The organism is Acetobacter aceti (assembly GCF_002005445.1).
In the GTDB taxonomy this organism is placed as follows: Bacteria; Pseudomonadota; Alphaproteobacteria; order Acetobacterales; family Acetobacteraceae; genus Acetobacter; species Acetobacter aceti_B.
Genome location: NZ_CP014692.1, coordinates 559,616 through 581,965 on the forward strand (window position 1 = coordinate 559,616; position 22,350 = coordinate 581,965).

A 22,350-nucleotide genomic window follows, 5' to 3' on the forward strand; every position below is an offset into this window, starting at 1 on the left:
GAAATGAAGGCTCGATGAGCCGGGAGAAACTGCAAACATGACCACAAGCTGGCGTTCAAGCATCCTTGCCGACCGTCACCGTGCCCTTGGTTCCGGCCTTGAAGACTGGAACGGCATGGCGACAGCCTGGAGTTATTCAACCGATGTTCGGGATCATCATGTCGCCGTGCGCACGAAGGCAGGCCTGATGGATGTATCCGGACTGAAAAAGGTCCATCTTGTCGGACCGCATTCAACAGCCATTCTTGATTATGCTACCAGCAGGAATCTCCAGAAAGTTACGCCAGGCCGTTCGGTCTATGCCACCGCTCTCAATGATTCCGGCAAGTTCATTGATGACTGTGTTCTCTACCGCACCGGTCCCAATAGCTGGATGGTGGTGCATGGAGCCGGGTCATTGCATGAAATGCTGTCACAGGCGGTTGTGGGGCGTAACGCCGTCATGCTGTTCGACGATGATCTGCATGATCTGTCGTTGCAGGGACCGGTGGCGGTAGATTTTCTTGAGCGTCATGTCCCGAACATTCGGCAGCTCAACTACTTTCATCACATGCAGACAACACTCTTCGGCGCGCCCGTCATGATTTCCCGGACGGGTTATACCGGAGAGCGCGGGTATGAAATCTTCTGCAAGGGTGTGGATGCGCCTCTGATCTGGGACAGCATTCTTGAAGATGGAAAGAGTGACGGGATTGTTCCTGTCTGCTTTACCGCGCTCGATCTGTTGCGTGTGGAAAGTTATCTGCTTTTCTATCCCTATGACAATTCAGAAATGTACCCTTTCGAACAGGATCTGGCGGGAGATACGTTGTGGGAGCTTGGTCTGAACTTTACCGTCAGTCCCGGCAAGACGCATTTCCGTGGCGCTCCGGCGCATTTTGCGCTCAAGGGAAAAGAGCGTTTCAGGATCTTTGGCTTGCTGCTGGATGGCGATGTGGCGGCCAGGGAAGGTGCGGCTGTTTATGATGGTGAGAGCAAGGTGGGCGTGGTCACCTGCGCCATGGTTTCGAAACTGACAGGAAAATCAATGGCGCTGGCCCGGATGGACGTGCCTTACGCCACAGCGGGAAAACGGATTGTAGTGCGTTCCGGCGATGTGGAACTGCCGGGTGTGACCCACACGCTGCCGTTTGACGATCCCGAGAAAAAGAAACGGACAGTCAAAGGATGACGCGCTCTTCCCATCCACGATCATGCTGAAAAGGAAAAGGGTCTTATGGGAACAAGTGAGCTTCCGTACCGGCCTCTGACCTTCGACACCGATGGACGGCGTCATCTGTTCGTTCGTGAAAACGGGATGCTGGCGTTTCCGGAAGGTGTGCGGCCTGCTGTGTTCGAGGTCTGGACTATCGAACACAGCAGTCTGGTCAAAGTAGAGCCTGATACGGGTGATGTACAGATGCGCTCTACCGCTGATCTTCTGGAAAGGCTGGTTCATCGTCTGGCACGTGAAAAGGTAGGGCTCCGGCTGTATGCAGCGGGTCGTCCGGATTTTCTCGCGAAAGTGGCGAAAGTTGCCGATGAGGCTGGCCTGTGTAGTGGAGAAATCATGCTTGGTGAGCCGGTTGGTCCCGAACGGCGGGTGTTCTGCGTGCATTGCGACACTCTTCACGACGGAGTGAGTGGTGACACGCTGATGTGTCAGGGGTGCGGCACGAAGCTCTCTGTGCGTAATCATTATTCCCGTGCGCTCGGTGCTTACATGGGGGGCGGTGAACCGGCAGTGGTGATTGCGGCGATGGAGGCGGTTGCTCATGGCTGAACGGATGGGATTCCCCACGTCGATTGAGCGTGTCGAGAGACTGACGCCGACATTGCGACGATTTGTGCTCCGGGCGCAGAAGCAGGCGTTACCGCCTGTATCGCCAGGAAGTTATGCTACTCTTGAATTCGGGGATGGAGAGAAAGTTTACAAGAACGCCTACTCGATTGTTATGCGTTCGGAAGACGGACTGGAACTGACAGTGATTGTGCGGCTTGCGCCGCAGTCACGTGGCGGCTCGCGGTTCCTGCATGAAAAGGGCCAGCCGGGGTTGCCGGTGTGGATCGGAAGCGTCGCGAACCTTTTTCCAATTGTGAAAACAGCGAGGCGTCACCTTCTTCTTTCTGCTGGTATAGGGATCACCCCCTTTCTGTCCTATCTGAAAAAAATGCGCTCTATTGGAGCAGATTACACATTGCATCATTTCTGTCGCCCGGAAGAGCGCTCAGCCTTCGACGCATTGCTGTCAGAACAGGATCAGACGCGCGTTTTTGTGCATACCGGATTGCCGTCAGAAGTCGGTCTTGCTGACTGGTTGCGGGACGAGTCGATCGCCACCCATGTCTATTTCTGTGGGCCTGAAGGATTCATGAAATGGGTGGAAGAAACCACGCACAAGCTCGGTTTCGCTCCGGGGAAAGTGCATTCCGAACATTTCTTTGTGCCGGAAGGTGGACGGCCATTTGAAGTCATCCTTGCCCGCAGCGGACGAAGGGTGTCGGTCAAGGCCGATGAAACCCTGCTGGAAGCGCTGGAACTGGCGGATGTGGACGCGCCGTGCATGTGCCGTGGCGGTGCCTGTGGCGCCTGTGAAGTGACCGTGCTTGGCGGTCAACCAGACCACCGTGACCATGTGCTGACGGAGGCGGAACGCGCCTCGGGCAACATTATTCTTACCTGTGTGTCCCGTGCGAAAACGGACACGCTCACTCTTGATCTTTAAGGAGACCAGTCATGAGCGGCCAGACGCAGATCCGGGACAGTTACCGTCCTCCGTTCCGGGTAGATAACAGCGAAGAAACCATTCTCAGGTTTCCTTTTCCTTTTCCGGAAGACAATTACATGTACTCGATGAATATCGAGCCGCATGTGAAAGGCGGCCCGGTGGAGGCCATGAGTCACACCTTCGATGTGGATGAGCATTACATCGGTGAGTGCGCGGAAAAAGCGCGTATTCTTGCGGAAGACCCCAAACGCTGCATGGTGTTGCCGCACATGCGTGATGCGGAGTGGGATTTTCTTGAGCTGGGTATGGACAGTCTGTCATCAGACTATCCTGAGCATTTCACTCTGAAGAAAGAGGGGAATGACTGGAGTTGGGAAAATCATCTACTGAATATCAGCCAATCCTTTGTATTTGGCGACGCAGCGACACTGCCTCTGGCGCCTTTCGAATATATGGCGCGACAGATGCAGGGTGATTTTACGCTTCATGACCAGCGTGAGAACGATCTGTGGATGGACGGGGGCATGGTCACGTCGCAGGCGGACTGGTCCCTGAAATTCGATATGGGCATGTCTTTTCGCCAGTGGCACGCGCCGGTCCCCAAAGCCTCTGAAATGGGTATTTTTGATCGCGGTCTCAGGTTCCTGCTGATGCTTCAGTACGGACGACCGGTCAGGCGGCTGAACTGGACGATGACGATCAATCCCCGGCTTGATACTTCGCCGGAAAATTACATGATCTGGGGGGAGGATCGCGCATCCGTCACGGCTGAAAACGTGGCGGAAAAAGTGCATCTGCGTGTGGAGCTTCAGACGCTCTACCGTCTGCCACGATCAAACGCGGTCCTGTTTGCAATCCGGTGTTATCTGATGCCGATAAAAGACATCATGACAGTACCGAAATGGCGAAAACGGCTACATCGCGTTCTCCGTGATCTCGATCCGGCTCTGGCTTCCTACAAGGGGCTGGATCTTTTCCGTCCCACGGTTGTCGAGTTTTTACGTCCGTATGATGATGGCGCGCCATTATCGTCAGGCATTCAGTCAGTCTAAGATTTTTTCTGAACGTGATGCTGTGCTGGGATCTCCCTGTAATTATAAATATTCTCTGTGATTTGTAGCGCAGCGGTCATGAAGAATCGATTTTCAAGCAATGGTGTCATCATAAAGGATGTCTTTGGGGTATTTTTCTGAAAAACCAGTTTTCAAAAACAGATCATATCCGGAAATCCTGTTTTGTTGTCAGTGGCCTGTTTCAGGGTGCATTTGGAAATTCATCATCTGATGCTGAACCGGCCTTGCGGAGCACACGCATGACGCTCTGAAATGCCGGCTTTTCGTTATTCTTCTGTTGGTGCAGAGAACCACTTCCATACTTGGTTCGAGCCTCTAAGTCGTTTCCAAAAGGCTTCTCGGGCGGATTTTAAGGAAGTCATTTGAGCGATACATCTGTGGCCGATGAGAAGTAGCACCTTACCGACCACAGGATTGCAGCTCTTTTGCCGCTTGAGCCTTTCCAGTCTTAATGAAAGCTGGGTGTATTTTCCGGCAGTACTGCGTCCTGCCCGGATACGTTGCACCCTGCTGTGTCTATTTCCGGAGGGGGCAGGCGGCCTGCCAGGGCATCCTGCAGTTTGTTCATATCAAGGGCGCCTTCCCAGCGTGCCACCACGATGGTTGCAACGGCGTTACCGACGATGTTGGTCAGGGAGCGACATTCGGACATGAACTTGTCCACTCCGAGAATCAGCGCCATGCCTGCCACGGGAATAGACGGCACGACGGACAGTGTCGCAGCCAGCGTGACGAAACCTGCTCCTGTGACGCCTGCCGCTCCCTTGGAACTGACCATGGCGACGAGCAGCAGGGCCAGTTGCTCTCCGAGCGAGAGATGCACATCCGTTGCCTGCGCCACAAACAGGGCGGCAATCGTCATGTAGATGTTGGTGCCATCAAGATTGAAAGAGTATCCCATCGGCACGACCAGACCGACGATGGGGCGGTCGCAGCCTGCGGCTTCCAGCTTGGACATTAGAGTGGGGAGCGCGGACTCTGATGAGCTTGTTCCCAGAACGATCAGCAGTTCTTCACGCAGGTAACCCAGAAGCCGGATGATTGAAAAGCCACACAGCCGGGCAACAATGCCCAGAACCAGAAGGATGAACAGGATCGAGGTGAAATAGAATGTGGCTACCAGCCAGATCAGGCTGATGACGGAGCCGATTCCAAACTTGCCGATGGTGAACGCCATGGCGCCGAAAGCGCCGATAGGAGCCGCCAGCATGACGATCCGCACCACGCCGAACACAAGTTCGGTCAGTTGCTTGAACAGCTTGAGAACAGGCTCGCCACGCGGTCCCATATGCGACAGGCTGATACCGAACACGATGGCGACGAACAGGACCTGAAGGATCTCTCCGGATGTGAAGGCGCTGGCGGTTGTGGTCGGGATGATCTGCAGCAGGAAGTCCGAGAAGGAATGCTCCTTCGCCCGCTCGACATAACCGCCGATACTGGTCGTATCAAGGGAACGGACGTCCACATGCATTGACGCGCCGGGCTGTACGACGTTGGCGATCACCATGCCCACAATCAGGGCGAGGGTCGAGAAAAACAGAAAGTAGGCCATGGCTTTCGCGCCGATGCGTCCAGCCTTTCCAAGATTGCCCATCCCGGCAATGCCCGTGGAGACAGTCAGGAAGATGACCGGTGCGATCACCATTTTCACCAGTTTGATGAAACCGTCGCCCAGAGGACGTACGGCCGCCCCCAGTCCGGGATCGAAATAGCCAAGCAGCACACCCGCCACCACGGCGATCAAAACCTGCACGTACAGGCTTTTCCATGGTTTGCGTCGAGGGGATGGGGAGGAGGTTTCTGTCATTATCATGGCTCTTTTGAGTAGTCCCGTCGGGGAGAGTTCTTGTTGTTTATTGGCCCTGTCACAGCAGCAAGACGGCAGGCGTAATGGTTGCGATAACAGGACAAAGGCTCTGCGCCAAATTTTGAGGCACTTTCTTGTTTTGTTCTGATTTGTTAGAGGGGAGAATTCGATCGATCAGAAAGTACGGCAAGTCATGGTTCCAACATCTGCGGGCTCCCCTGAAACCGGTCTGTGGATTGGGCTGTTGGCGTGTGCCGGTCTGGTGATCTTCGTTCTACTGTTCATTCTCGTGCGTTACCGTTCAACTTCTGGTGGGGAGAGCGACAGTGACCTGTTGGCCCGGCTTTACGTGCTTGTGGAGAGAGAGGCCGGACTGCGCTATTCCGAAGCGGAACAGCAGCGGATCAGACTGGCGGAAACCGAACGGGCGCTGATTGGCCGCGTCGAGCAGATGCGGGCTGAGCTTATGGAGCGGGTGGCGCATCTTTCCGGTGCGCTCGGCAAGGATCAGGCGGAGGCCCGTGCGGTTCAGTCGGAGGCGCTCAGGGAAATGGCGGAAGCGAGTGCGCTTCAGCTGAACGCCATTCGGGGAGCTGTGACAGAGCAGCTGCATGCTGCGGTTGAGCGTCAGATGCAGACCTCATTCCAGCGGGTGCTGGAGCAGTTCTCGGCCATGCAGAAAGCCATGGGCGAAGTGTCTGCGATGACGGCGCAGATTGGCGACCTCAAGCGCCTTTTTGGCAATGTCAAAACACGCGGAGGCTGGGGGGAGGCGCAGTTGAGAGCCATTCTGGAGGATGTCCTGCCTCCCGGCACCTTTGAAGCCAACCGTCGCCTTGGGCAGGGGCGCGAGGTCGTCGAGTTTGTTGTGCGGATGCCTGTTCGGGGGCCTAACCCGCCGGTGTTGGCCATAGACAGCAAATTTCCGACAGAGGCTTATGAACGGCTTCTCGATGCTGTGACGCAGGATGACAGGGATGCGGAGCGCGGTTCACGCCGGGCTCTGGAAAACACAGTGAAGATGGAAGCCCGTAAAATTGCTTCCAAGTATATCGTGCCGCCGGAAACGGTGGAGTTTGCGGTGCTCTATCTGCCAACAGACGGTTTGTATGCGGAAGTGGCGCGGGCTCCGGGATTGATTGACGAGATTGGACGCACGTGTCGCGTGCTGATCATGGGACCGTCGCTTATGCCCGCGCTCCTGCGCACTATTCATCTCGGTTATGTCACGCTTTCTCTTGAGGAGCGGACGGATACGATTGCCCATCTGCTGGGCTCGACACGGCAGGAAATGCTGAAAATGGACGGTGTTCTCGAAAAACTGTCCCGCAATGCCCAGTCGATGAGTTCGACAATCGAGGACGCGCGGCAGCGGACACGGGTTGTGGCGCGCCAGTTGCGCAGCCTCGATACGACTGACGATGGTGGGGCGTGGCACGAACCTTCGGCTGGATGATCCGTTGACGTCGTCTTGTGAAGGATGACGAGAAGCAGATCGACGTTGCTGTTTTCGAAAGAGACCCCTTTTTTTTGCGCTCCGCCGTCTTGTGGTGACCCCTGATGTTCGTGCCATCCAGACAAAGTCATACCGAGCGCCACGCCCTGTTGGTCCTGAACCCGTTCGAGCAGATGTTCTCACACATCCAGTTTCGCCCGGCGGATGAAAAGCTGTGCCGCCCGCCACCAAGGCCCCAGTTCAGTGGGGATAATCCGCCCTTTCGCGCCATTCTCATGACGCCAGAAAATCGCTGCTATCGTATCGTGCGCCGCAGATCATGGGGCGGCGTCTTGCTCCGCGGGCGAACCGCCTCAATCAGAGGTTTCCAGATCGCCCCTGTCTCGTCCGTAAAAGTGCCGGTTCCGTCTCCTTCTGCCATCCCCATAATATGGACGAGGTTTCAAGATCTAATAGACTATGCCACTACTTGTAAAGTATTCAGTCAGATTTTTACTGTAGATGTTGAGTTTCAGGAGAAGCCTTCTCAAATAGATACTTTACTGAAGAAATCATCAAAAAAACAGCAATCTGCACAATACAGGCCCGATGATACAAATCCAAAGCCTTGCGAATATCAGCAGGTGTTGCTTCCTGACGGCCATCTCCGATCCAGCGCACAGGAGCAGGTGTGCCGTTGTAAAAACGAGGTCCACCGATTGACAGGCCAAGTGCTCCGGCCATGGCTGCTTCCGGCCAGCCAGCATTGGGTGAGCTGTGATGGCGGGCATCCCGACAGATAATGCGGAGAGCGGTTTTCCAGTCCAGTCCGGAAATAAAAGCGGCCAGAACAATCCAGAATGCAGAAAGTCGTGAAGCGGGCAAATTGATGAGATCGTCCAGCCGGGCTGAGGTCTTGCCAAACGCTTCATAACGCTCGTTACGATGACCGATCATGCTGTCCGCTGTGTTTACGGCTTTATAAAATACGGCTCCCGGTAGCCCGCCGAGGGTGGACCAGAGTGCGGGAGCGACAACACCGTCCGAGAAGTTTTCTGCGAGTGTCTCGATGGTGGCGCGGCAGATGGCTGCTTCATCCAAAACGCTGGTGTCACGCCCCACAATTCTCCCGACGGCTTGGCGCCCTTCCTGCAAACCGCCTTCTTCGAGTGCAAGCGCGACGGCTTTGACATGATCGTGCAGGGAGCGTTGCGCCAGGCAACAGCTTGCCAGAATACCGCACGGTAGAGGTGCTCGACGTAAACTCCGCGAAATTGCAACAGCGAGACCGACTGGGACGGCAGTCAGAACCCCGGCGCTCAAGGCTCCGGTTGCAATTCTTTTGCGGCGTGAAAAAGCCGGTCGATTCAGGTGCCGTTCAAGTGTCGAGATCAGTGTCCCTTGCCACATGACCGGGTGCCGGATGACAGAATAAAGACGCTTCGGGTAGCCGAACAGCCCTTCAGTCAGAGTGGCTATGAACGCAATCGCAGGAAAAAATGGCATGACTGCAATGCGTCCCAAGTGAAAAATGCACAATGGCGCGTATGTGGCGAGCATGAAAGGTGATTTTTTACTTAGAGCCTGATTCGAAAGTTTTTCAGGACTGACAGTGCCTTGCGGTTCTGCGGGTCAGCATGCGGATTGAGGCGATCAAAGTCCATGCTGTTGACGAGGCTATGGACTTTTCCCAGTCTTTGGCGAGCCGCCTGCAGCGACCGAGCCAGGCGACTGTTCGTTCGACCACCCAGCGGCGAGGCAGGATTTCAAAGCCCCTGGCTGTGTCTGATCGCCTGATGATTTCGACCGTCCATTTTCCCATGCTGGCGAGCGCGGATCGCAGTTTATTACCGGCATAGCCGCCATCGGCGAAGATGTGGCGAAGCCATGGAAAGTGTCTGCGTATTGCCGCCAGGACATCGACAGCCCCGTTACGATCCTGAATGTCAGCGGCATGAACAAGGGGGAAGATCAGGAAGCCGCAGGTATCCGTCAGAATATGGCGCTTGCGACCTTTGATCTTCTTTCCAGCGTCATAACCGCAAATTCCCCCACTTTCCGTGGTTTTCACCGACTGGCTATCAATCACGCCCGCGCTCGGGGTGGCCTCACGCCCTTCGATCTCCCGCAGGTTCATGACCAGTACCGTGTTCATCGCTTCGAACAGTCCGGCCTCACGCCATGCGTAAAAGTAGCGCCTGACGGTCGAGACCGGCGGAAAGCATTTCGGCAGCAGACGCCACGCACACCCACCCGAGGCGATATAGAGTATCGCGTTTACAACCTCGCGCATATCCGCCGTGCGAGGCCGTCCGCCCCGTTTCGCCGGGGGCACGAACGGCATAATCAAAGCCCACTCGGCATCCGTCATATCCGATGGATATCGCAATCCCTCCCGGCTATGTTCGTGTCGGGCAATACCAGTCCATGCCACCATTCACTCCATCTCTTCGCAAAGACGGATGAATCACAATATGCTGGTATTGTTCAAAAACTTTCGGATCAGGCTCTTAATTTTATCTGATTGCAAAATGTTCTCTTTGTGCGGCACTCTCATCCCCATTGCTCTTGGAGATCTGTACCCGATATCCACAGGGTTGTTCACACAACCATCCTCAGAATCTGTGGATAATGAGGCTTTCGTCTTGGCCTTTAGAGTGGCATCGCCTTCGTGCTCTCTTCTGCGTCGAGAATATTCTGATCACATGTTTGCGCCCAGACTGATCTTAAAAAGACGTTACTTCGTCAAGTCTCCATAAACCGAAGCACATGCAGGAAGGCCGCCTCGATCGCCGCACAGTTGCCGCGCCGAAACGTCGCGATCGTGTCATGGTCAGGATGCAGGTTCGCCGCCACAAAGCGCATAGTGGATTTTGAAGTGTGCTGTCATGACTTGGACAAAACCGTGACCCATTCGGATAAATAATAAAAATCCCCGTCCGCCCTTTGCATTGGTTCTGACAGTCAAAATTCTGATGATCCAGTTTTGATCGACAAGAGAGCGATAGGGCGGGAGGCAGCGATTATACTTTAGTATATTTCTAATATACTCATTGTAGACTGAAGTATGGCAATAAGTGCTTGCGGTAAAGCCCGGCATCGGGAGAATAACGCAGGTTGCCGGGAGAACCCGGTCTACAGCCTTATTGTATATCTTCTGTGCCCTTCATGACGATTTCGCGCATCCTGCATGAGAACGGTCCATTCCGTTGTCATGCGGCTGCGCTTTGCTTGTCTCTCGCGGCACCCCACTTTTTGTCATGGGGAGTGTTTCAGCATGAACAGCTTCGAGACTGTCCTGCGGACTCTGTTCAGCCTGTTTCTGACACGGCGGCATACGCACCGTTATTTCCGACGTCAGGCGATCCTTGAAAGCCTGAACAGGCTGGGAACAGAAGAAAGACCAGCATCGCTGCGCTATGAGTCCAGAAAGATGCGTCAGGTTGCGACGGACGATGTTCCCGCAGTGCTCTCGCGCATGGACTCCTCTCCCGAAGGGCTGACCAGCGCACAGGTTGAAAGCCGGCGGGCGCAGTTCGGTCCCAACGAGGTGGAGCATGAAAAGCCCCTGCCGGCCTGGCGGCATCTGGGTCGCTGTTATGGCAATCCGTTCAATCTTCTGTTGACCGCACTCGCCTTGATCTCCGCTCTGACGCACGACATGAAGGCAACCGTGGTCATCGGAACGATGGTCGTGCTGAGCACGCTCATTCGCTTTGTGCAGGAAGGGCGTTCCAACCGCGCGGCTGAACGGCTGAAGGCCATGGTGAGCAACACCGCGACCGTCATCCGACGTCAGGTATCCGACGCTGCGGCTGTGGTCGGGGCTGGGTCCGATGGCGCACGTTGCTGCGGTGAGCATCTTGACACAACGCAGTCCGCCGAGCCGGTTGAGTTGCCGATCAGCGATCTTGTGCCGGGTGATCACGTCATCCTGTCCGCTGGCGATATGATCCCGGCGGACTGCCGGGTGCTGACGGCCCGAGATCTGTTCGTCTCACAGGGCGCGATGACGGGCGAATCTCTACCTGTTGAAAAATTTTCTGAAATTGACAGGCCTTTTACGTCCGTTTTCGAAACGCCGAATCTCGTCTTCATGGGCACCAATGTCGTCTCCGGCTCCGCGACCGCACTGGTGGTTGCAACCGGTCCGCGCACCTGTTTCGGGACACTGTCGGCCCGTGTCACGGCGTCGGACCGCACACCCACGGCGTTTGAGGCCGGTGTGAACAGCGTGAGCTGGCTGCTGATCCGCTTTGCCCTCGTCATGGCCCCGGTGGTGCTCCTCATCAACGGGCTGACAAAAGGTGACTGGGTCGATGCCTCCCTGTTCGCGCTTTCGGTGGCGGTCGGGCTGACCCCCGAGATGTTGCCGATGATCGTCACCTCCACTCTTGCCAGAGGCGCTGTCACGCTCTCGCGCAGGAAGGTGATCGTCAAACGTCTGGACGCAATCCAGAATTTCGGGGCGATGGACATACTCTGCACGGACAAGACCGGCACAATCACGCAGGACAGGATCGCGCTGGCCCGGCACACCGATGTATTTGGCGCGCCGTCCGGGGACGTGCTGCGCTATGCCTGGCTCAACAGCTTCCACCAGACGGGGCTCAGAAACCTGCTGGATCGCGCGGTTCTGGAGCATGTCGCGCTGGATCATGACGCGCCGGATGCGCAGGACTGGCGCAAGCAGGAATGGCGCAAGATTGACGAAATTCCGTTTGATTTCGAGCGGCGGCGCATGTCCGTCATCGTGGCTGAAGGCGACAATCCGCCTCTGCTGATCTGCAAGGGCGCGGTTGAGGAAATGCTGGCTGCCTGCACATGGGTTTCGGATGGTGAGAGCACGGGAGCCCTGCCGCTTGACGCCGCAATGCTGGTGCGTCTGCGCGCCGTGACACAGGACCTCAACCGGCAGGGTCTGCGTGTGGTTGCTGTTGCGGTGCGTGAGATGCCCTCCGCGCAGTCGGTCTATTCCGTAAAAGATGAGGCTGGCCTTATGCTCGTTGGCTATATCGCTTTTCTTGATCCGCCAAAGGAGACGACGGCCCCGGCCCTGAACGCGCTGGCGGCGCATGGGGTGGAGGTCAAGGTTCTGACGGGTGACAGCGAGCTTGTCACCGCGCAGGTCTGCGCGCAGGTCGGGTTCGGCCATGCGCGGTTCCTGACCGGGCCGCAGATTGAAAAGATGAGTGATGCCGTACTGGCGCACGCGGTCAGCAAACATCGGATTTTTGCCCGCCTGACCCCGCAGCACAAGGAACGCATCGTCCGCGCGCTGCGTGACGGCGGCCATGTTGTGGGCTTTCTGGGAGACGGCATTAATGACGCCGCGGCCCTGCGCGCGGCGGATATCGGGATATCTGTGGATACCGGCGTCGATATCGCCAAGGAAGCGGCGGACATCATCCTGCTGGAAAAAAGCCTGATGGTGCTGGAAGAAGGCGTGCTGGAAGGGCGCAGGACGTTCTGCAACATGCTCAAATATATCCGCATGACGGCCAGTTCGAACTTCGGCAATGTCTTCTCGGTTCTGGTGGGCAGCGCTTTCCTGCCGTTTCTGCCGATGCTGCCGCTGCAACTGCTTGTGCAGAACCTGCTGTATGATCTTTCACAGACCGCCATTCCGTTCGACCGCGTGGATCGCGGACTGATCGCCCGGCCATTGAAATGGAATCCACGGGACCTCGGGCGGTTCATGCTCTTCTTCGGTCCCGTCAGCTCGGTGTTCGATATCGCGACGTTTGTGCTGATGTGGCATGTTTTCGGCGCGAACAGCGTGGCCCGGCAATCCCTGTTCCAGTCCGGCTGGTTTGTGGAAGGGCTGCTGACACAGACCCTTATTGTCCATATGATCCGTACGCCCGAACGGCCTTTTATTGACAGCCGCGCGGCATGGCCGCTGATGCTCATGACCGTGCTGATCGCTGCCATCGGCATCGCGCTGCCCCTCAGCCCGCTGGCCGGATATTTCGGACTTCAGGCGCTCCCTCTGGGCTATTATCCTTGGCTGGCCGGCATGATCATGGGGTATGCGGTCCTCACGACCGTGATGAAAAAACTCTATATCCGCCGCTTTGGCTGGTAAGTGACCAGATGGACGCCCCCGGTTCCTTCAGGAGTTCCGATTTTGACCCTTGGTCTTCATTTCAGCAGTCTGGCGTCGCTTGCAACGACGCTCATTGAACTTTCAACAGCTTTTATCCTCGGAGCGCTGATCGGCGTGGAACGGCAGTTACGCCAGCGCACTGCCGGATTGAGGACCAATACGCTGGTTTCTGTCGGCGCGGCCATTTTCGTGTCGCTAGGCGCGCGCCTGTTTGAAATCGACCATGGATCGCAAACACCCATTGCCGTCGTCGCCTATGTCGTCTCGGGGATCGGCTTCCTTGGCGCGGGTGCGATCATGAAGGAAGGGGCCAGTGTTTCCGGCCTGAACACGGCGGCGACGCTCTGGGGGTCTGGCGCGGTCGGGGCCTGCGCGGGGGCCGGTCTGCTGGGTGAGGCCATTCTGGCCGCACTCTTCGTCCTCGCCAGCAATACGCTACTGCGCCCACTGGTCAACCAGATCAACCGCCGACCGTTCAGCGAGGAAAGCAGCGAGGCCCTGTATGTGGTGTATGTCATCTGCGCGCGGACACTGGATGCGGATATCCGGGAGGATATTCTCGAAATCCTTGATGATACCGGCTACCCGGTTCGTCAGGTGGATGGCCACCCGCTTGGCCCGGACGAAATGGAGATTGAACTGACGCTGTTCCCCACCGCCGTCAATGTCGAGGAACTGGACGAAGCGGTGGAGAAGGTGGAGCGTCTGCCCGGTGTGCGGCAGGCTTTCTGGAATGCCCGTGACGAGACCTGATGGGGCGGACAGGACCGGGATGAAGGCGCGGTTGCATCTCTGGATCAGGCTGATCCTTCTGGCGGCGGTCATGGCCCTCCTGTTCGTGGTGGATACGGCCACGAATTATGAAGTCGCGGCGGCGGTTTTCTATGCGCTGGTTGTCCTGACCGCAGCGCCTTTCCTGAACCGCCGGGTGCTGATCCGGCTCTCGGCGCTCTGCGTGGCGCTGACCGTGTTGAGCTTTGTGCTGACGGCGAAAGGCAATCTGTCCACAGGGCTGGCCAATATGGGCATCAGCGTTGTGGCGATCCTCATGGCAACCTGGCTGATCCTCAAAATGGACGCGGCCCGGCAGGCAGCGCAGGACGCCCATGCAAAGCTGGTGCGGATTGCGCGCATCAAAAGCCTTGAGGGACTCACGACCTCCATCGCGCATGAGATCAACCAGCCGCTGGCCGCCATCGTCACAAGCGGGACGGCCTGCGGTCACTGGCTGGCGCATGATCCGCCCAATCTCGACCGGGCGCGGCAGGCGCTTGGGCGGATCGTGCAGGATGCGGGCCGGGCCAGCGCCATTGTCGCCCGTGTGCGCAGCCTGACCCGTGGAGATCCGCCGAGCACAACGGTCTTCTCCTTCAACGAAGCCGTGCAGGAGGTCATTGGGGTATCCAGCGGAGAAATCGCACGTCACGGGATTGCGCTGGTGCTGGAACTGGCTCCCGATCTGCCGCCAGTTCACGCTGACCGGGTCCAGATTCAGCAGGTGATCGGCAATCTGCTTCTCAACGCCATCGAGGCCATTCTGTCCGGCCCGGCCCAGTCCCGCGTCATCCACATGGCATCGGAGGTTGTGGGCGGCATGGTCCAGCTTTCCATCCGTGATTCCGGTCCCGGTATTCCGGCAGGCGTTCGCGATCATCTCTTCGAGGCCTTCTGGACCACCAAGGAGGACGGCATGGGGATCGGGCTCAGTATCAGCCGTACGCTTGTCGAAGCCAATGGCGGGCAGATTGAGGCGGAGGCCGTAAAAACGGGAGGCGCGATTTTCCGGTTCACTGTCCCACCCGTACAGCAGGAGAACAGCCGATGACAGACGCAGGCGTCGTCTATGTGATTGATGATGACAGATCTGTCCGGGCCGCGCTGGAAGACCTGCTGGCTTCAGTGGGGATACGGGTTCTGACTTTTGGCTCCACCACGGAGTTTCTGGCGTATGGGCTGGAGGATGCGCCGGGCTGCCTTGTGCTGGATGTGCGGATGCCGGGCCAGAGCGGGATCGACTTTCACCGGCGCATGGCCGGACTGGGCATTGCGCTGCCGGTTGTCTTCATTACGGGTCACGGTGATATCCCGATGGGTGTGGAAGCCATCAAGCAGGGCGCGATCGAATTCCTGACCAAACCGTTTAACGACCAGACCCTGCTGGACGCAATCCAGAACGGCATTGGCAAAGATCGGGATCACCGCGAGCAACTTGCGGAAAGTGCAGAGCTGCGCGCCCGCTGGGCCGCACTTTCCGCTGGAGAGCAGGATGTCGCGCGGCTTGTGGTGCGCGGACTGCTGAACAAACAGATTGCAGCGGTGCTCCATGTCAGTGAGATCACGGTCAAGGTCCGTCGCGCTCAGGTCATGCGCAAGATGAACGTCCGCACCCTGCCTGATCTTGTCCGGCTGACCGAAAAACTTTCGCCTGACAGCCTCACATGAAGTCTTTCAAAGAAAACAGATACACTGAAATTATACATAATCTCCCGCTTCCTTCGCAGGAGAGTCTCGTCCGACCCAAGGCGCACAGGAATCCGATGCTTCTTCACATTCGATTCAACGCTCAAAAACACCAAAATCCAGCTCAGGAAGTGGCTTTTTTTCATCTTTTTCAGGGAACGAAGCTTTTGTGGCGAGGTTTCAGGTTGGCAAGGATAGGATGATGTCAGCTGTTGGTGCTGTTTTCACGGAATTTGTCTCATAACGAAAAAAAGCATAGTACGTGCCGATCACAAGTGCGTCCAAGCTTGTTGGTTTCAATCAGTAGTAACCTGGAAAAAATAATGAGTAAAATTCGTAACACAACACTGAATACTATGATCGATATTCTGGATGTAAAAAACAAGAACAGGGTATCTCCCTTGACAGTTTCACGCGATGAATTGCTGGTTGGAGGTTCCGACCGCATTTTTCGTGAAATGCTGCACCGGATTCTAACATTCTCTGCACTGATTCAGGCTAATCGTGACAGGCTTGGTCGTCATATCGGGCTGAGCGGCACTCAATACACAGCCCTGATTTCCATTGCTCACATGGAAAGCGAGGAAATCGGTATTGCCCAATTGGCCGAGCATCTGGATCTCAGTGGCGCTTTTGTGACGACAACAGTCAACAAACTTGTAACCGCCGGGCTAGTGGCCAAGACCAGCAACGCACAGGACCGGCGGCGCATCATTTTGTCCGTCACGCCCAAGGCGCATGAAATGCTAACCCGGCTGACGGAAATTCAGGTGCCGGTCAACGATATCATTTTTCGTGATATCTCACGTGAACAGATGCTCGAACTGGCCCGGGTCATGCCTCAGCTTATTACGGGCGCCAAGGCATCTCTGGCATTGATGGATTTTCAGCACGGATAAACATCCTTAACCGTAGATGTACAAGCTTTTCAGCGTGCCAGGATACGCTCAATCTGTGCCGCGATATGGAATAGCGTTGCATCAGCATGGGCGCGGCCCATGATCATCAGCCCTACCGGGGCATCTCCTGGTCGGTTTGCTGGCAGACTGATGGCGCAGCGGTCCAGAAAATTGCCAATGGCGGTGTTGCGCAGCAGGAGCAAGTTGACCTTTGCATAGTGCGCGCTGTCGTCCAGTTCGGCTATGCGCGGCGCGATGATGGGAACTGTAGGCAGGATGATGGCATCGTAATGATCCATGATCTCAGTTGCCCGGCGGATCAGCCGCGCACGCTCGGCACGGAGAGCAATGTAGTCCACGGCGCTTTGCTCGTGTCCGCGCAGGATACGGTTCAGCACGAACGGATCGTACAGTGCCGTATGGGTTTCAAGCAGTGTCTGATGCCATGCCAGAGATTCGGCTGCGGGAAAACCGCCTTTCGCATTGGCGGCGGGAATATCGCGCACAGGGGGGCAGGCACAGTCTTCCAGGAGCATCCCGTTCGCGGCCAGACGGCTCAGGCTGTTTTCCCAAGTGCGGCTCACCGTCTCGTCCATATCGTCCATGACCAGCGTGGTCAGCACGCCCAGACGCAGTGTACGACCTGACAGGCCAGACGGCGCATCGGGCAGGTGCAGGGCGCCAGTTGCCATCAGGCTGTCCGCCGCCCAGCAACACCCGACCGTGCGGCCGATACTACCTACGCTGTCCAGCGTTGTGGAAAGTGGCACTGTACCTTGGGTGGAAATCCGGCCTTCTGTGGGTTTGTAGCCGACCAGACCCGTCAGGGCCGCAGGAATACGGCACGATCCCCCCGTGTCGCTGCCGATCCCCACAAACACCATGCCGTCCGAGACGGAAATGGCTGCGCCCGAGGAGGACCCGCCCGGAATGCGCCGTTCGTGCCGATGCCATGGATTGGCAGGCGTGCCGAAATGCGGATTGATGCCTACGCCCGAAAAGGCGAACTCGGTCATGGTGGTGCGGCCCATGCTGATCAACCCTGCCTGCTTCAGGCGCGTTATGGCCGGGGCGTCCATGCTTGCGGAAGGCGCATCGTCCAGCACCATGGAGCCTGCGCGGGTCACGCAGCCGGTTTCGTCGAACAGGTCCTTGACCGAAATTGGCAGGCCCGCGACCAGGGATGGCGCACGGCCCTGATGGCGCAGCGCATCCAGGGCATCGGCCTGAGCGCGAGCCTGCTCTTCATGCACGGCCATGAAGGTTCGAGCACCTTCGCCCTGCGGGTCAGCAATGCGTTCCAGCGCCGTTTCCACCAGAGCGCGGCAGGTTGTGTGTTCTTCCGCCAGATCTTGAGCGGCCTGAAGCAGGGAAAAATGGGAAGAGGAAATCATGGATTGGCTACATTCAGTTTGCAATGGTGAGGGGGTCACGGCCTGCGCGTGCCAAGTAAAGTCCATGCACCATTCTGCATGTCCATGATGTACACGGGTTTGAGTGTATCATGATCGGCGTTGACGGAAATATTGCCTTCAAGGGCTGGGACATCATGCAGGTGGCTGAGCTGGTTGCGAATGGCATCACGTTCCTGCGCCAACCTGTCGGGCGCGCCACTTGTTGTCGCTTGCCGCATGGCGGTGGCGTAAAGATAAACGATATCGTATGCAACGGCATCCATCTGGTTGGGCACTGTCCGCTCCAGCCCGGCGGCTTTCGCTTTTGCGGCGAAGGCCTGCGTGAAAGCCTCGGCCTCAGGAGAGCTGTGTTGGAAGAACGTGGTGCCGATGGTCAGATGTGCCGGTATTCCAGCCATACGTGCGGGTAATTGGGGGTCGGCAACTGTCGTGCCGCCTATGATTCTCGCTTGAATGCCCTGACGGTTCATCTCCTTGGCCAGTGTCAGAACCGTGTCTGGTGGCGTACCCAGCCCGACGAGATCGGGGTGCATGACGGCAAGCTGTGATACCTGAGACGCCAGGTCGAAGGCGGCAAGCTGGAAGCTGACCGTGCCTTTGAGGATAATACCATGACTGGCAAACTGAGCAGGAAGTACCGTTGTGCCGATAGACTTGGAAACGATGTCGTCCGTGGCATAGGCCGCGGCCCCTGTAGCGGCGGGCAATTTCTTTTCGGCTATGACATCCAGCACCCGGCTGATGACCACGCTTTCATCCGTGGTGTTGCGAAAGGCGAAGCGGAAGGGGCGCGCAAGCCCCGGCGCGGAGGAGGCGATGGCCATCTGGGCGATGCCCAGACGATCACCAGCGGGAAAGGCCGTGCGGACTTCGCTGGATGAAAACGGCCCGATAATGGCAAGCGCTTTTTCATCCTCCGCGAGATGGCGGGTGCCTAGCGCCGCCTGACGCGCATCTCCGGCGGTGTCGAACGGCACAATGCGCAATGGATGCCCGTTTATGCCGCCTTTCGCGTTGATCTGCTCAACGGCGATATCCACGGCAATGGGATTGGCGCGCGAAAGGCTGACAAAAGGGCCGCTGCGGGCGGTGAGGAAGCCCAGTGTCAGAGGTGTTTCCGCTCGGGCGGCCTGCGCGAGGGCCAGAGCGCCGAGTGCGGAAAGAATCAGTGTCTTTTTCATGCTGACGGATCCTTTATCTGTTGGAAGAGCCTGTTCTGCCGGATGGAATGGCCATGATGTCAGTCCAGCCCCAGATAGGCGGCCTGCAATCGGGGGTCTGTGGCCAGCTCGGCTGCGGGACCGGCCATGGTCACACAGCCCAGTTCCATGACGGCGGCCTGATCGGCGAGCGCCAGAGCCATGCCGGTGTTCTGTTCGACAAGGAGAATGGATGTGCCTGCCTGATTGATTTCGCGGATGAGGTCGAAAAGTCTTTCGACAAAAAGCGGTGAAAGCCCGAGCGAGGGTTCATCGAGCATCAGCAGGCGCGGGCGGGCGAGAAGGGCGCGTCCTATCGCCAGCATTTGTAGCTCCCCGCCCGACAGGCCGGACGCCTTCCAGTGCCTGCGTTTTGCCAGATTCGGAAATCGGTCGTAAATCGCATCCATTTCCGCGTGGATGGCCTTCCTGTCCCGCCGCAGGTGCGCGCCCAGAAGCAGATTGTCCTGAATGCTCAGACTGGCGATGATCCGTCTGCCTTCAGGCACCAGCACAAGACCGTTTTTCATGCATTCATGCACCGGCATGCCCGTCATGTTGTGCTCCTGCCACCAGACGCTTCCGGCCGAGGGCGCGAGTGCGCCGAGCAGGGTGAGCAGCAGCGTGCTCTTGCCCGCGCCGTTGGCCCCGATAATGGCCAGGATTTCACCTTCCCGCATTGACAGGGAAACGGATTTCAGGACATCGGCCCCCCGGTCATAGCGCGCGCTGAGCCCGCGTATATCCAGCAGTGTCATGGCTGTGCCCTTTCATAGGCTGTGCCCAGATAAGCGGTCTTGACGGCGGGTTCGCGCATAACCGCACTGGGCGTGCCCCGAGCCAGACATTCTCCGAAATTCAGCACGACGGCCTGATCGCACAGGCTGCTGACAAAATGCATGTCATGTTCGACAACAAGCAGCGTGGCGCCGTTTTCCTTCAGTGCGCGGAGCTGCCTCATAAGGGCGTGCGTCTCGGACGGATTGAGGCCCGCCGCCGGTTCATCCAGAAGGATGAGGCGCGCGCCGGTCAATGTGGCGCGGAGCAGATCGATGCGCTTGCGCAGACCGTAGGGCAGCCGGCCGGCCGGGCTGTCGGCAATATGGGCCAGCCCCAACGCATCCAGCTTCTCGCGGACCTGACGCGAGACCGCATTGCGCGGTTGCAGACGAAAGGGCGTCAGCAGCGTGCGGGGGCCGGGGGTGCGTATGTAGGCGCCGATCAGCAGGTTATCCAGAACGGATAGGTGATCCACAAGACGGATATTCTGGAAACTCCTCACCAGACCGTGTCGGATGCGTCTTTCCTTCGGTACTTTTGAAATCTCTTTTCCATCAATGAAAATTTCTCCGGAATCGAGTGGATAGAGACCGCACAGAAGATTGAAGACGGTGGTTTTGCCTGCTCCGTTCGGGCCGATCAGGGCGGTGGCGCTGCCCTGTTCAACGGAAAGACTGAAATTTTTTATAATGGGAACGCCATGGAAGGATTTCCCGATATTCCTCACATCCAGAAACGGTGTCATGACAGGCGCTCGCTTTCTGTCCGTTCCGGGCGTTTCCGTCGGAACAGGTCGGATGTCAGAAGTCCGGCCGGGCGCAGATACAGACAGGCCAGAAGAATGAAGGCGAAGATCACATAGCGCCACTGGTCGGAAACCCGGAAAAGTTCAGGAGCGAAGGTCAGGACCGCCGCCCCGGCCGGTGCGCCCCAAGGCGTTTGCGTACCCCCTACAAGCGCTGTCAGCACGGCATAGATGCTCAGCATGATGGTGAAATGCTGGGCTTCCACAAAGCCGAAGGACAGGGCGTAGAGTCCGCCGCCCAGACCGGCGAATGCGGCTGAGATCAGCGCCGATGATAAGATAATGGGGCGCGCCGGTATGCCCATCAGGGCGGGCACGAGCGTATCGTGGCTGATGGCGTTCAGGTAAAGCGCCGCATATGTGAAGGACAGATAAAGAATGCAGGCCAGCGCCGCTCCGGCGCATGCCCATGTGTACCATGGTGGTATGAAGGCAGCCACAGGGTAGCCTGCGGCGCCGCCCAGACTCTCAATATTCATGAAAACAGCCGGAACGATCTGGCTCAGGGCAAAACTTGCCAGAGAGTAATACAGACCTTTCAGGGACCGCACCAGATTTTCAAATACGAATGCCAGAACACAACATGCCGCCATGCCGCCTGTCATGACCAGAAAAGGCGGAACCGGGTAGCTGTTGACCAGCCATGCTGTGATGTATGCGCCCAGCGCCATGTATCCAGCTATGGCAAGGTTGAGCGATCCGCCGGATAGCGAGAGAAAGGCTGAGAGCGTGGAGATCAGATTCAGGGCGTAGAGAACCAGCAAGCCCGAAAGATAGGCGTTCATCAGACTTTTTCCGTCACAGGAGGGCGACCGAGCAGGCCTGTCGGACGGACGAGGAGGATGAGTAACAGCAGCCCGTAGACCGTGATATTTGAAAAATCCGATCCTATATAGGCAACCGTCATGACTTCCGTGAGGCCGATCAGCAGTCCGCCGAAGATTGCGCCCCATATGGTGCCCGCGCCTCCCACAATCATTGCGCAGACGGCCTTCAGACCGATATCCTCTCCCATGAGAGGAGAAACCTGCTGATAGGTAAAGGCGAAGAGAATACCGGCAAGACCAGCGATGCCGCTTGTCAGGGCAAATAGTATGCTGACAAGGTGTCGTGTGCGCAGACCCAGAAGGCGCGCCGTTTCATGATTTTCCGCCAGACAGCGCACCTGCCTGCCCAGACTGGAATGGTTGAGAAACCAGGACAGGGCGCAGACCAGAAACAGGGAGAGCAGGAGTGCGGCGCATTGCACTGTGCTGATGACCAGCCCCGCGACATGCAGGTTGCGGCTCGCAAACGGATTGGGAAATGCCTGCTGTTCCGATCCGTAAAGAGAGAGAAAGACATTTTGCAGCAGGACAAGAATGCTGAGAGAGCCCGCGAGAGGAAGGATGGCCCCCTTCCCCTGCGTCGGCCAATAGACGGTTTTCTCAACAGCCAGACCAAGGACCAGCGTACCCGCCACTGAGATCATAACTGACAGCACGATGCTGTGCGTCAGGCAGAAGGCGATCCATGTCAGCATGCCCCCCGCCACGAACAGGGCGGGAATGGCGAAATTGAGAAAGTTCAGCACAGTCAGCATAAGCGAGAAAGCTATGGCAACCAGGATATAAACGGAGCCTATGACAACCCCGTTGATAATTTGTTGGCTTAACAT

At 57.3% G+C, this 22,350-nt stretch carries 19 protein-coding genes and 1 pseudogene; 10 read left to right on the top strand and 10 right to left on the bottom strand.

The window, feature by feature from the left end:
• The first annotated feature begins 37 nt into the window (after positions 1-37).
• From A0U92_RS02490 to A0U92_RS02505, 4 genes are read left to right on the top strand one after another with little or no spacing between them, the layout of a single operon-like run.
• On the top strand, positions 38-1,171 hold the full coding sequence (locus A0U92_RS02490) for an aminomethyl transferase family protein (protein WP_077811864.1): 1,134 nt from the start codon (positions 38-40) through the stop codon (positions 1,169-1,171).
• A gap of 45 nt (positions 1,172-1,216) precedes the next feature.
• Positions 1,217-1,762 (top strand): dimethylamine monooxygenase subunit DmmA family protein, encoded by a 546-nt coding sequence (locus A0U92_RS02495; protein ID WP_077811865.1) that lies wholly within the window; start codon positions 1,217-1,219, stop codon positions 1,760-1,762.
• Positions 1,755-2,705 carry a PDR/VanB family oxidoreductase gene (locus A0U92_RS02500; RefSeq protein ID WP_077811866.1) on the top strand — a complete coding sequence of 317 codons (951 nt, stop codon included), beginning with the start codon at positions 1,755-1,757 and terminating at the stop codon, positions 2,703-2,705. Before A0U92_RS02495 ends, A0U92_RS02500 begins: the two co-directional genes overlap by 8 nt.
• Positions 2,706-2,716: 11 nt before the next feature.
• On the top strand, positions 2,717-3,760 hold the full coding sequence (locus A0U92_RS02505) for a heme-dependent oxidative N-demethylase family protein (RefSeq protein ID WP_077811867.1): 1,044 nt from the start codon (positions 2,717-2,719) through the stop codon (positions 3,758-3,760).
• 469 nt (positions 3,761-4,229) lie between these two features.
• On the opposite strand, the gene A0U92_RS02510 is transcribed toward A0U92_RS02505, so the two are convergent.
• Positions 4,230-5,591 (bottom strand): dicarboxylate/amino acid:cation symporter, encoded by a 1,362-nt coding sequence (locus A0U92_RS02510; protein WP_077811868.1) that lies wholly within the window; start codon positions 5,589-5,591, stop codon positions 4,230-4,232.
• A 193-nt stretch (positions 5,592-5,784) separates the two neighbouring features.
• On the opposite strand from A0U92_RS02510, the gene A0U92_RS02515 reads away from it, so the two are divergent.
• Positions 5,785-7,047: a DNA recombination protein RmuC gene (locus tag A0U92_RS02515; RefSeq protein ID WP_077811869.1), complete on the top strand. Its 1,263-nt coding sequence runs from the start codon at positions 5,785-5,787 to the stop codon at positions 7,045-7,047.
• A 64-nt stretch (positions 7,048-7,111) separates the two neighbouring features.
• Here A0U92_RS02515 and A0U92_RS18140 read toward each other — a convergent pair.
• From A0U92_RS18140 to A0U92_RS02525, 3 genes and pseudogenes are all read right to left on the bottom strand, one after another.
• Positions 7,112-7,468, bottom strand: a pseudogene (locus A0U92_RS18140) (transposase family protein); the annotation flags it as partial.
• A gap of 71 nt (positions 7,469-7,539) precedes the next feature.
• Positions 7,540-8,532: an adenosylcobinamide-phosphate synthase CbiB gene (gene cbiB, locus A0U92_RS02520; RefSeq protein ID WP_077814202.1), complete on the bottom strand. Its 993-nt coding sequence runs from the start codon at positions 8,530-8,532 to the stop codon at positions 7,540-7,542.
• 94 nt (positions 8,533-8,626) lie between these two features.
• Complete coding sequence (locus A0U92_RS02525) at positions 8,627-9,463, bottom strand: IS5 family transposase (protein ID WP_077811870.1); 837 nt, start codon at positions 9,461-9,463, stop codon at positions 8,627-8,629.
• Between the two features lie 840 nt (positions 9,464-10,303).
• On the opposite strand from A0U92_RS02525, the gene mgtA reads away from it, so the two are divergent.
• The 5 genes from mgtA (at position 10,304) to A0U92_RS02555 (ending at position 16,494) form a co-directional block, all read left to right on the top strand.
• Positions 10,304-13,114 carry a magnesium-translocating P-type ATPase gene (mgtA, locus tag A0U92_RS02530; RefSeq protein WP_077811871.1) on the top strand — a complete coding sequence of 937 codons (2,811 nt, stop codon included), beginning with the start codon at positions 10,304-10,306 and terminating at the stop codon, positions 13,112-13,114.
• Between the two features lie 42 nt (positions 13,115-13,156).
• Positions 13,157-13,888 (top strand): MgtC/SapB family protein, encoded by a 732-nt coding sequence (locus A0U92_RS02535; RefSeq protein WP_077811872.1) that lies wholly within the window; start codon positions 13,157-13,159, stop codon positions 13,886-13,888.
• Entirely contained in the window at positions 13,875-14,960 is a 1,086-nt protein-coding gene (locus A0U92_RS02540) for a sensor histidine kinase (protein WP_222927840.1), read from the top strand. Before A0U92_RS02535 ends, A0U92_RS02540 begins: the two co-directional genes overlap by 14 nt.
• Positions 14,957-15,577: a response regulator transcription factor gene (locus tag A0U92_RS18475; RefSeq protein WP_077811874.1), complete on the top strand. Its 621-nt coding sequence runs from the start codon at positions 14,957-14,959 to the stop codon at positions 15,575-15,577. The genes A0U92_RS02540 and A0U92_RS18475 overlap by 4 nt, the downstream gene beginning before the upstream one ends.
• Before the next feature lie 374 nt (positions 15,578-15,951).
• Positions 15,952-16,494, top strand: coding sequence for a MarR family winged helix-turn-helix transcriptional regulator (locus A0U92_RS02555; protein ID WP_236748237.1), 543 nt, complete (start codon positions 15,952-15,954; stop codon positions 16,492-16,494).
• A gap of 29 nt (positions 16,495-16,523) precedes the next feature.
• Here the strand turns inward: A0U92_RS02555 and A0U92_RS02560 are convergent, their stop codons facing one another.
• The 6 genes from A0U92_RS02560 to A0U92_RS02585 are packed head-to-tail and all read right to left on the bottom strand — an operon-like array spanning position 16,524 to position 22,350.
• Positions 16,524-17,885, bottom strand: coding sequence for an amidase (locus A0U92_RS02560; protein WP_077814203.1), 1,362 nt, complete (start codon positions 17,883-17,885; stop codon positions 16,524-16,526).
• Between the two features lie 38 nt (positions 17,886-17,923).
• Positions 17,924-19,090, bottom strand: coding sequence for an ABC transporter substrate-binding protein (locus A0U92_RS02565; RefSeq protein ID WP_077811877.1), 1,167 nt, complete (start codon positions 19,088-19,090; stop codon positions 17,924-17,926).
• A 59-nt stretch (positions 19,091-19,149) separates the two neighbouring features.
• Positions 19,150-19,866, bottom strand: a complete 717-nt coding sequence (locus A0U92_RS02570; protein ID WP_077811878.1) for an ABC transporter ATP-binding protein — start codon at positions 19,864-19,866, stop codon at positions 19,150-19,152.
• On the bottom strand, positions 19,863-20,633 hold the full coding sequence (locus tag A0U92_RS02575; protein WP_077811879.1) for an ABC transporter ATP-binding protein: 771 nt from the start codon (positions 20,631-20,633) through the stop codon (positions 19,863-19,865). Before A0U92_RS02575 ends, A0U92_RS02570 begins: the two co-directional genes overlap by 4 nt.
• Complete coding sequence (locus tag A0U92_RS02580; RefSeq protein ID WP_077811880.1) at positions 20,630-21,478, bottom strand: branched-chain amino acid ABC transporter permease; 849 nt, start codon at positions 21,476-21,478, stop codon at positions 20,630-20,632. The genes A0U92_RS02575 and A0U92_RS02580 overlap by 4 nt, the downstream gene beginning before the upstream one ends.
• The gene (locus A0U92_RS02585) at positions 21,478-22,350 is read right to left on the bottom strand and encodes a branched-chain amino acid ABC transporter permease (protein ID WP_077811881.1); all 873 of its coding nucleotides are present in this window, start codon (positions 22,348-22,350) and stop codon (positions 21,478-21,480) included. Before A0U92_RS02585 ends, A0U92_RS02580 begins: the two co-directional genes overlap by 1 nt.

Bases quoted from the DNA above. Each gene is read 5' to 3' on its own strand.
- A0U92_RS02490 (WP_077811864.1), top strand. From the start codon at position 38: ATGACCACAAGCTGGCGTTCAAGCATCCTTGCCGACCGTCACCGTGCC.
- A0U92_RS02495 (WP_077811865.1), top strand. From the start codon at position 1,217: ATGGGAACAAGTGAGCTTCCGTACCGGCCTCTGACCTTCGACACCGAT.
- A0U92_RS02500 (WP_077811866.1), top strand. From the start codon at position 1,755: ATGGCTGAACGGATGGGATTCCCCACGTCGATTGAGCGTGTCGAGAGA.
- A0U92_RS02505 (WP_077811867.1), top strand. From the start codon at position 2,717: ATGAGCGGCCAGACGCAGATCCGGGACAGTTACCGTCCTCCGTTCCGG.
- A0U92_RS02510 (WP_077811868.1), bottom strand. From the start codon at position 5,591: ATGACAGAAACCTCCTCCCCATCCCCTCGACGCAAACCATGGAAAAGC.
- A0U92_RS02515 (WP_077811869.1), top strand. From the start codon at position 5,785: ATGGTTCCAACATCTGCGGGCTCCCCTGAAACCGGTCTGTGGATTGGG.
- cbiB (WP_077814202.1), bottom strand. From the start codon at position 8,532: ATGCCATTTTTTCCTGCGATTGCGTTCATAGCCACTCTGACTGAAGGG.
- A0U92_RS02525 (WP_077811870.1), bottom strand. From the start codon at position 9,463: ATGGTGGCATGGACTGGTATTGCCCGACACGAACATAGCCGGGAGGGA.
- mgtA (WP_077811871.1), top strand. From the start codon at position 10,304: ATGAACAGCTTCGAGACTGTCCTGCGGACTCTGTTCAGCCTGTTTCTG.
- A0U92_RS18475 (WP_077811874.1), top strand. From the start codon at position 14,957: ATGACAGACGCAGGCGTCGTCTATGTGATTGATGATGACAGATCTGTC.
- A0U92_RS02555 (WP_236748237.1), top strand. From the start codon at position 15,952: ATGATCGATATTCTGGATGTAAAAAACAAGAACAGGGTATCTCCCTTG.
- A0U92_RS02565 (WP_077811877.1), bottom strand. From the start codon at position 19,090: ATGAAAAAGACACTGATTCTTTCCGCACTCGGCGCTCTGGCCCTCGCG.
- A0U92_RS02570 (WP_077811878.1), bottom strand. From the start codon at position 19,866: ATGACACTGCTGGATATACGCGGGCTCAGCGCGCGCTATGACCGGGGG.
- A0U92_RS02575 (WP_077811879.1), bottom strand. From the start codon at position 20,633: ATGACACCGTTTCTGGATGTGAGGAATATCGGGAAATCCTTCCATGGC.
- A0U92_RS02580 (WP_077811880.1), bottom strand. From the start codon at position 21,478: ATGAACGCCTATCTTTCGGGCTTGCTGGTTCTCTACGCCCTGAATCTG.
- A0U92_RS02585 (WP_077811881.1), bottom strand. From the start codon at position 22,350: ATGTTAAGCCAACAAATTATCAACGGGGTTGTCATAGGCTCCGTTTAT.